The sequence below is a fragment of the Citrobacter sp. W9 genome, from assembly GCF_026719375.1.
In the GTDB taxonomy this organism is placed as follows: Bacteria; Pseudomonadota; Gammaproteobacteria; order Enterobacterales; family Enterobacteriaceae; genus Citrobacter; species Citrobacter werkmanii.
This window is the reverse complement of the sequence record NZ_JAPPTE010000030.1, coordinates 17,391-26,631: the sequence shown is the minus strand read 5'-3', so window position 1 is coordinate 26,631 and position 9,241 is coordinate 17,391. Positions and strand designations below refer to the sequence as shown.

The 9,241-nt window shown below is 50.6% G+C and carries 18 protein-coding genes; all 18 read left to right on the top strand.

The features are described from left to right. The first annotated feature begins 22 nt into the window (after positions 1–22). The 18 genes from OOJ59_RS25645 to rpsH all read left to right on the top strand — a co-directional run bounded on the left by OOJ59_RS25645 (position 23) and on the right by rpsH (position 9,237). A complete protein-coding gene (locus OOJ59_RS25645) occupies positions 23–1,504 on the top strand; it encodes a peptidoglycan-binding domain-containing protein (RefSeq protein ID WP_193157142.1) in 1,482 nt (493 codons plus the stop codon). Then, the gene (locus OOJ59_RS25640) at positions 1,501–1,878 is read left to right on the top strand and encodes a hypothetical protein (RefSeq protein ID WP_087856964.1); all 378 of its coding nucleotides are present in this window, start codon (positions 1,501–1,503) and stop codon (positions 1,876–1,878) included. Before OOJ59_RS25645 ends, OOJ59_RS25640 begins: the two co-directional genes overlap by 4 nt. A gap of 245 nt (positions 1,879–2,123) precedes the next feature. Further along, a complete protein-coding gene (gene rpsJ, locus OOJ59_RS25635) occupies positions 2,124–2,435 on the top strand; it encodes a 30S ribosomal protein S10 (protein ID WP_001181005.1) in 312 nt (103 codons plus the stop codon). A 32-nt stretch (positions 2,436–2,467) separates the two neighbouring features. Beyond that, on the top strand, positions 2,468–3,097 hold the full coding sequence (rplC, locus tag OOJ59_RS25630; RefSeq protein ID WP_003031117.1) for a 50S ribosomal protein L3: 630 nt from the start codon (positions 2,468–2,470) through the stop codon (positions 3,095–3,097). A gap of 10 nt (positions 3,098–3,107) precedes the next feature. Then, complete coding sequence (gene rplD / locus OOJ59_RS25625; RefSeq protein WP_000424395.1) at positions 3,108–3,713, top strand: 50S ribosomal protein L4; 606 nt, start codon at positions 3,108–3,110, stop codon at positions 3,711–3,713. Further along, positions 3,710–4,012, top strand: a complete 303-nt coding sequence (gene rplW / locus OOJ59_RS25620; RefSeq protein ID WP_000617546.1) for a 50S ribosomal protein L23 — start codon at positions 3,710–3,712, stop codon at positions 4,010–4,012. Before rplD ends, rplW begins: the two co-directional genes overlap by 4 nt. 17 nt (positions 4,013–4,029) lie before the next feature. Next, positions 4,030–4,851: a 50S ribosomal protein L2 gene (rplB, locus tag OOJ59_RS25615; RefSeq protein ID WP_038634702.1), complete on the top strand. Its 822-nt coding sequence runs from the start codon at positions 4,030–4,032 to the stop codon at positions 4,849–4,851. Positions 4,852–4,867: 16 nt separating this feature from the next. Continuing rightward, positions 4,868–5,146 (top strand): 30S ribosomal protein S19, encoded by a 279-nt coding sequence (rpsS, locus tag OOJ59_RS25610; protein WP_001138115.1) that lies wholly within the window; start codon positions 4,868–4,870, stop codon positions 5,144–5,146. Positions 5,147–5,160: 14 nt separating this feature from the next. Continuing rightward, a complete protein-coding gene (gene rplV / locus OOJ59_RS25605; protein ID WP_000448832.1) occupies positions 5,161–5,493 on the top strand; it encodes a 50S ribosomal protein L22 in 333 nt (110 codons plus the stop codon). 17 nt (positions 5,494–5,510) lie between these two features. After that, positions 5,511–6,212: a 30S ribosomal protein S3 gene (gene rpsC / locus OOJ59_RS25600; RefSeq protein ID WP_000529945.1), complete on the top strand. Its 702-nt coding sequence runs from the start codon at positions 5,511–5,513 to the stop codon at positions 6,210–6,212. 12 nt (positions 6,213–6,224) lie between these two features. After that, positions 6,225–6,635: a 50S ribosomal protein L16 gene (gene rplP / locus OOJ59_RS25595; RefSeq protein WP_000941208.1), complete on the top strand. Its 411-nt coding sequence runs from the start codon at positions 6,225–6,227 to the stop codon at positions 6,633–6,635. Further along, entirely contained in the window at positions 6,635–6,826 is a 192-nt protein-coding gene (gene rpmC / locus OOJ59_RS25590) for a 50S ribosomal protein L29 (protein WP_000644742.1), read from the top strand. The genes rplP and rpmC overlap by 1 nt, the downstream gene beginning before the upstream one ends. Next, the gene (gene rpsQ, locus OOJ59_RS25585) at positions 6,826–7,080 is read left to right on the top strand and encodes a 30S ribosomal protein S17 (RefSeq protein ID WP_003031120.1); all 255 of its coding nucleotides are present in this window, start codon (positions 6,826–6,828) and stop codon (positions 7,078–7,080) included. The genes rpmC and rpsQ overlap by 1 nt, the downstream gene beginning before the upstream one ends. Positions 7,081–7,243: 163 nt before the next feature. Further along, positions 7,244–7,615 carry a 50S ribosomal protein L14 gene (gene rplN, locus OOJ59_RS25580; protein ID WP_000613954.1) on the top strand — a complete coding sequence of 124 codons (372 nt, stop codon included), beginning with the start codon at positions 7,244–7,246 and terminating at the stop codon, positions 7,613–7,615. A 10-nt stretch (positions 7,616–7,625) separates the two neighbouring features. Beyond that, a complete protein-coding gene (rplX, locus tag OOJ59_RS25575) occupies positions 7,626–7,940 on the top strand; it encodes a 50S ribosomal protein L24 (protein WP_004106345.1) in 315 nt (104 codons plus the stop codon). A 14-nt stretch (positions 7,941–7,954) separates the two neighbouring features. Then, positions 7,955–8,494 (top strand): 50S ribosomal protein L5, encoded by a 540-nt coding sequence (gene rplE, locus OOJ59_RS25570; protein WP_003031123.1) that lies wholly within the window; start codon positions 7,955–7,957, stop codon positions 8,492–8,494. Between the two features lie 14 nt (positions 8,495–8,508). Then, on the top strand, positions 8,509–8,814 hold the full coding sequence (rpsN, locus tag OOJ59_RS25565; RefSeq protein ID WP_003031125.1) for a 30S ribosomal protein S14: 306 nt from the start codon (positions 8,509–8,511) through the stop codon (positions 8,812–8,814). A 30-nt stretch (positions 8,815–8,844) separates the two neighbouring features. Continuing rightward, positions 8,845–9,237 carry a 30S ribosomal protein S8 gene (gene rpsH / locus OOJ59_RS25560; protein ID WP_003031127.1) on the top strand — a complete coding sequence of 131 codons (393 nt, stop codon included), beginning with the start codon at positions 8,845–8,847 and terminating at the stop codon, positions 9,235–9,237. Positions 9,238–9,241: the final 4 nt, after the last annotated feature.

Sequence of the window (9,241 nt, the reverse complement as noted above, 5' to 3'; positions counted from 1 at the left end):
ATAAATTTTATGGAAAATATGAATGTTCATGGATGAGTTCATTTCTGTTTTGACCTCCCGCCAGCAACTGTTGCGGGATAATATCCTTTCCGCGTTTTTGAACGAACAATGGCTGGTATTACATGGGGCAAAAGGCACCGGAAAAAGCACGCTTGCATGCAGTGTAGAAGCGTTATGGCCACATCGGGTGCTAACTCTGGCACCTGTAAATAGAAAAGGTTATAGGTGGGAATGGCAGGTTATCGCAGATACGCAAAAGGTGGGCTGTTTAACCGGACGGTCATTTTCTGGCGAGACGATCTGGAGCGAATTACTTGGTCTGATAACCGTTAAGGCATGCGATAAGCCTCTGTTTATTTTGGAAGACGGACATCAGGTCACAACCGGTATTACTGCAACGGTTAAGGCGTTTATCGCCATAATGCCGAAGGCCCGGCTGCTAGTAACCGGTAGATACAGTCTGAGACAGCAGCGCCAGTTGCGTACGATGCATCCGCTCTGGTTCGACGTACCCATCCCGGATATTGAGGATTACCGTAGGGTAATCGCACCCTGTATCGAAACGGAACAGGAGGGCAAAGATGCCCTTCCTGAGACATTTATCCGACATATCAAGAAACGTTGCCGCGGTAATCTGCATCTGGCGGCGCGTGTCGGGTGGAATCTTACGCGTAATAAAACGAAACAGGGTGAACAACAAACCAGCATCACGCCGCTTCAGCAACGTGAAGCGCTGCGTTGTCTGCCTGCGCCTCGTCGAACCGGGGGGACGTGTCTGGCAGTGGTTGTCGTCGCGGCGCTATGTGGTAGCGCTGGCTGGCACTTCAGTCCATTGCTTGACAGATGGTTGCCGCCCATAGCCAGCATATGGCCTGCAGGACAGCCATCGGCTGCATCACTTTCTTCCACAACGCTGACGTCAACGATTATGTCAACTAATGAGTCGCTCGCGCGGCTTTACAGCGTCTGGGGATATGAAGTCAATAAAGGGGAAGCATGGTGCGATCAGGCGTACCGGGCGGGTTTGGTTTGCCTGTCGGGCACTGATACGCTGGAATCGCTTCTGGCCCAGCAACTCCCCTGGATAGCAACGCTAAAGGTAGATAATAGCCTTATACCTGTTGTCGTGATTGGAGAAAGCAACCAGACCATCACTGCCCAGTCGGGCGCTGGTACATGGATTATGGATAAAGCCTGGTTCAGTGAAGTGTGGCAAGGGAATTACACGCTAATGTGGAAACCTTCACCAGACGGTAATGTGAGCATCATGAAGAAAAGCAGCGTCGAAGACATTCTCTGGCTGGATATGATGCTGAGTCGCGTGTTGAATGTTGAGGCTGAGAGCACGGGAGAGTGGAGCCCTCTTTTATCGGAAAAAGTCCGCCAGTTTCAAATGCAAAATAAGATTAAGGCTGACGGTATGGTAGGGCGGCTTACTCTTATTCGTCTATGGCAGGCGCTGGATGAAAGCCCAAAACTGATGCATGACGGAGGGAAAGCATGAAAACGGATCATGAATATTATTGTAGCGAAAACCTACGTTTTGACCGTCCAGATATGCCGCTTACGTTATGGCGGGGCGCGCGTATCGCGCTTTCATGGCTGGGGTTGAGCATTGGCATGGTAATCATAGGCTACTATACGCATAGCGCGTTTATTCAGCATACCGCGACGCCGGCCGTGCCGCCGAACTTTCGTCTGTCTGACGCGCACTATATATATAAGCAGCAGCCGCTGCCGGAACCGGAAGAGACCGTTGAAGAAGAAGGCGCGGATGATATGCGCAGCGAAGAACCGTCATCGCCTGACGAGTCTGTTCAAAACGGGGATCTCAAAGCGCGAGTGAAGCAGGCCATAGCGGAAATTGACCAGCAATAACGTCGTCCTGCGAAAGGTTGGTTATTATCGATACAACTTCACTTGCATTAAGCCCGCAGATACGTATAATGCGCGGGCTTGTCTTAATTGACGGCTGGTTCGATATGAGCCACTGATAGTCGATTTGACTATCTGACAATGTTCCCAATCGGGGAACTCTGTAAGAACGGTTACACTCTCCCATCAATCGTAATGGGTTTGAGGAGTAACTATTTCGTCTATAAAATAATTGGAGCTCTGGTCTCATGCAGAACCAAAGAATCCGTATCCGTTTGAAAGCGTTTGATCATCGTCTGATCGATCAATCAACCGCGGAAATCGTCGAGACTGCCAAGCGCACTGGTGCGCAGGTTCGTGGTCCGATCCCGCTGCCGACCCGCAAAGAGCGTTTCACCGTTCTGATCTCTCCGCACGTTAACAAAGACGCGCGTGATCAGTACGAGATCCGTACTCACAAGCGTCTGGTTGACATCGTTGAGCCAACTGAAAAAACCGTTGATGCTCTGATGCGTCTGGACCTGGCTGCCGGTGTAGACGTGCAGATCAGCCTGGGTTAATCAGGTCATCGAGCGATTGAGAGGTTGATACAATGATTGGTTTAGTCGGTAAAAAAGTGGGTATGACCCGCATCTTCACTGAAGATGGCGTCTCTATCCCAGTAACCGTTATCGAAGTTGAAGCAAACCGCGTTACTCAGGTTAAAGATCTGGCTAACGACGGCTACCGCGCTGTTCAGGTTACCACCGGTGCTAAAAAAGCTAACCGTGTAACTAAGCCGGAAGCTGGCCACTTTGCTAAAGCTGGCGTAGAAGCTGGCCGCGGCCTGTGGGAGTTCCGTCTGGCAGATGGTGAAGAATACACCGTTGGTCAGAACATTAGCGTTGAACTGTTTGCTGACGTTAAAAAAGTTGACGTAACCGGTACCTCTAAAGGTAAAGGTTTCGCTGGTACCGTTAAGCGCTGGAACTTCCGTACCCAGGACGCTACTCACGGTAACTCCTTGTCTCACCGCGTTCCGGGTTCTATCGGTCAGAACCAGACTCCGGGCAAAGTGTTCAAAGGCAAGAAAATGGCAGGTCAGCTGGGCAACGAACGTGTAACCGTTCAGAGCCTGGACGTAGTACGTGTTGACGCTGAGCGCAACCTGCTGCTGGTTAAAGGTGGTGTTCCGGGTGCGACCGGTTGCGACCTGATCGTTAAACCAGCTGTGAAGGCGTAAGGGGATAGCAATGGAATTAGTATTGAAAGACGCGCAGAGCGCGCTGACTGTTTCCGAAACTACCTTCGGTCGTGATTTCAACGAAGCGCTGGTTCACCAGGTTGTTGTTGCTTATGCAGCTGGTGCTCGTCAGGGTACTCGTGCTCAGAAGACTCGTGCTGAAGTAACTGGTTCAGGCAAAAAGCCGTGGCGCCAGAAAGGTACCGGCCGTGCGCGTTCAGGTTCTATCAAGAGCCCGATCTGGCGTTCAGGTGGCGTGACCTTCGCTGCTCGCCCGCAGGACCACAGTCAAAAAGTTAACAAAAAGATGTACCGCGGCGCGCTGAAAAGCATCCTGTCCGAACTGGTACGTCAGGATCGTCTGATCGTTGTCGAGAAGTTCTCTGTAGAAGCGCCTAAAACTAAGCTGCTGGCACAGAAACTGAAAGACATGGCTCTGGAAGATGTGCTGATCATCACCGGTGAGCTGGACGAAAACCTGTTCCTGGCTGCGCGCAACCTGCACAAGGTTGACGTACGCGATGCAACTGGTATCGACCCGGTTAGCCTGATCGCCTTCGACAAAGTCGTAATGACTGCTGATGCTGTTAAGCAAGTTGAGGAGATGCTGGCATGATTCGTGAAGAACGTCTGCTGAAGGTGCTGCGCGCACCGCACGTTTCTGAAAAAGCGTCTACTGCGATGGAAAAAACTAACACCATCGTTCTCAAAGTTGCTAAAGACGCGACCAAAGCAGAGATCAAAGCTGCTGTGCAGAAACTGTTTGAAGTCGAAGTCGAAGTCGTTAACACCCTGGTAGTTAAAGGGAAAGTTAAACGTCACGGACAGCGTATCGGTCGTCGTAGCGACTGGAAAAAAGCTTACGTCACCCTGAAGGAAGGCCAGAATCTGGACTTCGTCGGCGGCGCTGAGTAAGTCGGAGGAGTAATACAATGGCAGTTGTTAAATGTAAACCGACATCTCCGGGTCGTCGCCACGTTGTTAAAGTGGTCAACCCAGAGCTGCACAAGGGCAAACCTTTTGCTCCGCTGGTTGAAAAAAACAGCAAATCCGGTGGTCGTAACAACAATGGCCGTATCACCACTCGTCACATCGGTGGTGGTCACAAGCAGGCTTATCGTATTGTTGACTTCAAACGCAACAAAGACGGTATCCCAGCAATTGTTGAACGTCTTGAGTACGATCCGAACCGCTCCGCGAACATCGCGCTGGTTCTGTACAAAGACGGTGAACGCCGTTACATTCTGGCCCCTAAAGGCCTGAAAGCTGGCGACCAGGTTCAATCTGGCGTTGATGCTGCAATCAAAGCAGGTAACACCCTGCCGATGCGCAATATCCCGGTTGGTTCTACCGTTCATAACGTAGAAATGAAACCAGGTAAAGGCGGTCAGCTGGCACGTTCCGCTGGTACTTACGTTCAGATCGTTGCGCGTGATGGTGCTTATGTCACCCTGCGTCTGCGTTCTGGTGAAATGCGTAAAGTCGAAGCAGACTGCCGTGCAACTCTGGGCGAAGTTGGCAATGCTGAGCATATGCTGCGCGTTCTGGGTAAAGCAGGTGCTGCACGCTGGCGTGGTGTTCGTCCAACCGTTCGCGGTACTGCGATGAACCCAGTCGATCACCCACATGGTGGTGGTGAAGGTCGTAACTTTGGTAAGCACCCGGTAACTCCGTGGGGCGTTCAGACCAAAGGTAAGAAGACCCGCAGCAACAAGCGTACTGATAAATTCATCGTACGTCGCCGTAGCAAATAATTTTAGAGGATAAGCCATGCCACGTTCTCTCAAGAAAGGTCCTTTTATTGACCTGCACTTGCTGAAGAAGGTAGAGAAAGCGGTGGAAAGCGGAGACAAGAAGCCCCTGCGCACTTGGTCCCGTCGTTCAACGATCTTTCCTAACATGATCGGTTTGACCATCGCTGTCCATAATGGTCGTCAGCACGTTCCGGTATTTGTTTCCGACGAAATGGTCGGTCACAAACTGGGTGAATTCGCACCGACTCGTACTTATCGCGGCCACGCTGCTGATAAAAAAGCGAAGAAGAAATAAGGTAGGAGGAAGAGATGGAAACTTTAGCTCAACATCGCCATGCTCGTTCTTCTGCTCAGAAGGTTCGCCTTGTTGCAGACCTGATTCGCGGTAAGAAAGTGTCGCAGGCTCTGGATATTCTGACCTACACCAATAAGAAAGCGGCTGTACTGGTTAAGAAAGTCCTGGAATCTGCCATTGCTAACGCTGAACACAACGATGGCGCTGACATTGACGATCTGAAAGTTACGAAAATTTTCGTAGACGAAGGCCCGAGCATGAAGCGCATTATGCCGCGTGCAAAAGGTCGTGCAGATCGCATCCTGAAGCGCACCAGCCACATTACTGTGGTTGTGTCCGATCGCTGAGACTCTGGAGACTAGCAATGGGTCAGAAAGTACATCCTAATGGTATTCGCCTGGGTATTGTAAAACCATGGAACTCAACCTGGTTTGCGAACACCAAAGAATTCGCTGACAACCTGGACAGCGATTTTAAAGTACGTCAGTACCTGACTAAGGAACTGGCTAAAGCGTCTGTATCTCGTATCGTTATCGAGCGTCCGGCTAAGAGCATCCGTGTGACCATTCACACCGCTCGCCCGGGTATCGTTATCGGTAAGAAAGGCGAAGACGTAGAAAAACTGCGCAAAGTCGTAGCTGATATTGCTGGCGTTCCTGCCCAGATCAATATCGCCGAAGTGCGTAAACCTGAACTGGACGCAAAATTGGTTGCTGACAGCATCACTTCTCAGCTGGAACGTCGCGTTATGTTCCGTCGTGCTATGAAGCGTGCTGTACAGAACGCAATGCGTCTGGGCGCTAAAGGTATTAAAGTTGAAGTTAGCGGCCGTCTGGGCGGCGCGGAAATCGCACGTACCGAATGGTACCGCGAAGGTCGCGTACCGCTGCACACTCTGCGTGCTGACATCGACTACAACACCTCTGAAGCGCACACCACTTACGGTGTAATCGGCGTTAAAGTGTGGATCTTCAAAGGCGAGATCCTGGGTGGTATGGCTGCTGTTGAACAACCGGAAAAACCGGCTGCGCAACCTAAAAAGCAGCAGCGTAAAGGCCGTAAATAAGGAGCGTCGCTGATGTTACAACCAAAGCGTACAAAATTCCGTAAAATGCACAAAGGCCGTAACCGCGGTCTGGCTGCTGGCGCGGATGTTAGCTTCGGCAGCTTCGGTCTGAAAGCTGTTGGCCGTGGTCGTCTGACTGCCCGTCAGATCGAAGCAGCACGTCGTGCTATGACCCGTGCAGTTAAGCGTCAAGGTAAGATCTGGATCCGTGTATTCCCGGACAAACCGATCACTGAAAAGCCGCTGGCAGTGCGTATGGGTAAAGGTAAAGGTAACGTGGAGTATTGGGTTGCCTTGATTCAGCCGGGTAAAGTCCTGTATGAAATGGACGGCGTACCGGAAGAGCTGGCCCGTGAAGCATTCAAGCTGGCAGCAGCGAAACTGCCGATTAAAACCACCTTTGTAACTAAGACGGTGATGTAATGAAAGCAAAAGAGCTGCGTGAGAAGAGTGTTGAAGAGCTGAACACCGAGCTGCTGAATCTGCTGCGTGAGCAGTTCAACCTGCGTATGCAGGCTGCAAGTGGCCAGCTGCAACAGTCTCACCTGTTGAAGCAAGTGCGTCGTGATGTCGCACGCGTTAAGACTTTACTGACTGAGAAGGCGGGTGCGTAATGACCGATAAAATCCGTACTCTGCAAGGTCGCGTTGTTAGCGATAAAATGGAGAAATCCATCGTTGTTGCTATCGAACGTTTTGTGAAACACCCGATCTACGGTAAATTCATTAAGCGTACGACCAAACTGCACGTACATGACGAGAACAACGAATGCGGTACTGGTGACGTGGTTGAAATCCGCGAATGCCGTCCGCTGTCCAAGACTAAGTCCTGGACGCTGGTTCGCGTTGTAGAGAAAGCTGTTCTGTAATACAGTAGGCATTCTCAACGAATAAACGGCTCAGCGATGAGCCGTTTATTTTTTCTACCCATATCGTTTGAGCGGTGTTATAATGCCGCGCCCCCGATATGGGGCTTTTTTAACGACCTGATTTTCGGGTCTCAGTAGTAGTTGACATTAGCGGAGCACTAAAATGATCCAAGAACAGACTATGCTGAACGTCGCCGACAACTCCGGTGCACGTCGCGTAATGTGTATCAAGGTTCTGGGTGGCTCGCACCGTCGCTACGCAGGCGTCGGCGATATCATCAAGATCACCATCAAGGAAGCAATTCCGCGTGGTAAGGTCAAAAAAGGTGATGTGCTGAAGGCGGTAGTGGTGCGCACCAAGAAGGGTGTTCGTCGCCCGGACGGTTCTGTCATTCGCTTCGATGGTAATGCATGCGTTATTTTAAACAATAACAGCGAGCAACCTATCGGTACGCGTATTTTTGGGCCGGTAACTCGTGAACTTCGTAACGAGAAGTTCATGAAAATTATCTCTCTGGCACCAGAAGTACTCTAAGGAGCGAATCATGGCAGCGAAGATCCGTCGTGATGACGAAGTTATCGTGTTAACCGGTAAAGATAAAGGTAAACGCGGTAAAGTTAAGAATGTCTTGTCTTCCGGCAAGCTCATTGTTGAAGGTATCAACCTGGTTAAGAAACACCAGAAGCCGGTTCCGGCTCTGAACCAACCAGGCGGCATCGTTGAAAAAGAAGCTGCTATTCAGGTTTCTAACGTTGCAATCTTCAACGCGGCAACCGGCAAGGCTGACCGTGTAGGCTTTAGATTCGAAGACGGCAAAAAAGTCCGTTTCTTCAAATCTAACAGCGAAACTATCAAGTAATTTGGAGTAGTACGATGGCGAAACTGCATGATTACTACAAAGACGAAGTAGTCGCTAAACTCATGACTGAGTTTAACTACAATTCTGTCATGCAAGTCCCTCGGGTCGAGAAGATCACCCTGAACATGGGTGTTGGTGAAGCGATCGCTGACAAGAAACTGCTGGATAACGCAGCAGCTGACCTGACAGCAATCTCCGGTCAAAAACCGCTGATCACCAAAGCACGCAAATCAGTTGCAGGCTTCAAAATCCGTCAGGGCTATCCGATCGGCTGTAAAGTAACTCTGCGTGGCGAACGCATGTGGGAGTTCTTTGAGCGTCTGATCACTATTGCTGTTCCACGTATCCGTGACTTCCGTGGCCTGTCCGCTAAGTCATTCGATGGTCGTGGTAACTACAGCATGGGTGTCCGTGAGCAGATCATCTTCCCAGAAATCGACTACGATAAAGTCGACCGCGTGCGTGGTTTGGATATTACCATTACCACTACTGCGAAATCTGACGAAGAAGGCCGTGCTCTGCTGGCTGCCTTTGACTTCCCGTTCCGCAAGTAAGGTAGGGTTACTGAATGGCTAAGCAATCAATGAAAGCACGCGAAGTAAAGCGCGTAGCTTTAGCTGATAAGTACTTCGCAAAACGCGCTGAACTGAAAGCTATTATCTCTGATGTGAACGCGACCGACGAAGATCGTTGGAACGCAGTTCTGAAGCTGCAGTCTCTGCCGCGTGATTCCAGCCCGTCCCGTCAGCGTAACCGCTGCCGTCAAACAGGTCGTCCGCATGGCTATGTGGGCAAGTTCGGGTTGAGCCGTATCAAACTGCGTGAAGCCGCTATGCGCGGTGAAGTACCAGGCTTGAAAAAGGCTAGCTGGTAATTACCAATTGAATCACGGGAGTAAAGACAGATGAGCATGCAAGATCCGATCGCGGATATGCTGACCCGTATCCGTAACGGTCAGGCCGCGAATAAAGCTGCGGTCACCATGCCTTCCTCCAAGCTGAAAGTGGCAATTGCCAACGTGCTGAAGGAAGAAGGTTTTATTGAAGATTTTAAAGTTGAAGGCGACACCAAGCCGGAACTGGAACTTACTCTTAAGTATTTCCAGGGTAAAGCTGTTGTAGAAAGCATTCAGCGTGTCAGTCGCCCAGGTCTGCGCATTTATAAGCGTAAAGACGAGCTGCCGAAGGTTATGGCTGGCATGGGTATCGCAGTTGTTTCTACCTCTAAAGGTGTTATGACTGATCGTGCAGCGCGCCAGGCTGGTCTTGGTGGCGAAATTATCTGCTACGTAGCCTAATCGG

Excerpts from the sequence above, each read along its gene's own strand:
- rpsC (WP_000529945.1), top strand. The coding sequence starts at position 5,511 with ATGGGTCAGAAAGTACATCCTAATGGTATTCGCCTGGGTATTGTAAAA.
- rplD (WP_000424395.1), top strand. The coding sequence starts at position 3,108 with ATGGAATTAGTATTGAAAGACGCGCAGAGCGCGCTGACTGTTTCCGAA.
- rplB (WP_038634702.1), top strand. The coding sequence starts at position 4,030 with ATGGCAGTTGTTAAATGTAAACCGACATCTCCGGGTCGTCGCCACGTT.
- rplV (WP_000448832.1), top strand. The coding sequence starts at position 5,161 with ATGGAAACTTTAGCTCAACATCGCCATGCTCGTTCTTCTGCTCAGAAG.
- rpsN (WP_003031125.1), top strand. The coding sequence starts at position 8,509 with ATGGCTAAGCAATCAATGAAAGCACGCGAAGTAAAGCGCGTAGCTTTA.
- rplP (WP_000941208.1), top strand. The coding sequence starts at position 6,225 with ATGTTACAACCAAAGCGTACAAAATTCCGTAAAATGCACAAAGGCCGT.
- rplX (WP_004106345.1), top strand. The coding sequence starts at position 7,626 with ATGGCAGCGAAGATCCGTCGTGATGACGAAGTTATCGTGTTAACCGGT.
- OOJ59_RS25645 (WP_193157142.1), top strand. The coding sequence starts at position 23 with ATGTTCATGGATGAGTTCATTTCTGTTTTGACCTCCCGCCAGCAACTG.
- rpsJ (WP_001181005.1), top strand. The coding sequence starts at position 2,124 with ATGCAGAACCAAAGAATCCGTATCCGTTTGAAAGCGTTTGATCATCGT.
- rpsQ (WP_003031120.1), top strand. The coding sequence starts at position 6,826 with ATGACCGATAAAATCCGTACTCTGCAAGGTCGCGTTGTTAGCGATAAA.
- rpsH (WP_003031127.1), top strand. The coding sequence starts at position 8,845 with ATGAGCATGCAAGATCCGATCGCGGATATGCTGACCCGTATCCGTAAC.
- rpsS (WP_001138115.1), top strand. The coding sequence starts at position 4,868 with ATGCCACGTTCTCTCAAGAAAGGTCCTTTTATTGACCTGCACTTGCTG.
- OOJ59_RS25640 (WP_087856964.1), top strand. The coding sequence starts at position 1,501 with ATGAAAACGGATCATGAATATTATTGTAGCGAAAACCTACGTTTTGAC.
- rplN (WP_000613954.1), top strand. The coding sequence starts at position 7,244 with ATGATCCAAGAACAGACTATGCTGAACGTCGCCGACAACTCCGGTGCA.
- rplW (WP_000617546.1), top strand. The coding sequence starts at position 3,710 with ATGATTCGTGAAGAACGTCTGCTGAAGGTGCTGCGCGCACCGCACGTT.
- rplE (WP_003031123.1), top strand. The coding sequence starts at position 7,955 with ATGGCGAAACTGCATGATTACTACAAAGACGAAGTAGTCGCTAAACTC.
- rpmC (WP_000644742.1), top strand. The coding sequence starts at position 6,635 with ATGAAAGCAAAAGAGCTGCGTGAGAAGAGTGTTGAAGAGCTGAACACC.
- rplC (WP_003031117.1), top strand. The coding sequence starts at position 2,468 with ATGATTGGTTTAGTCGGTAAAAAAGTGGGTATGACCCGCATCTTCACT.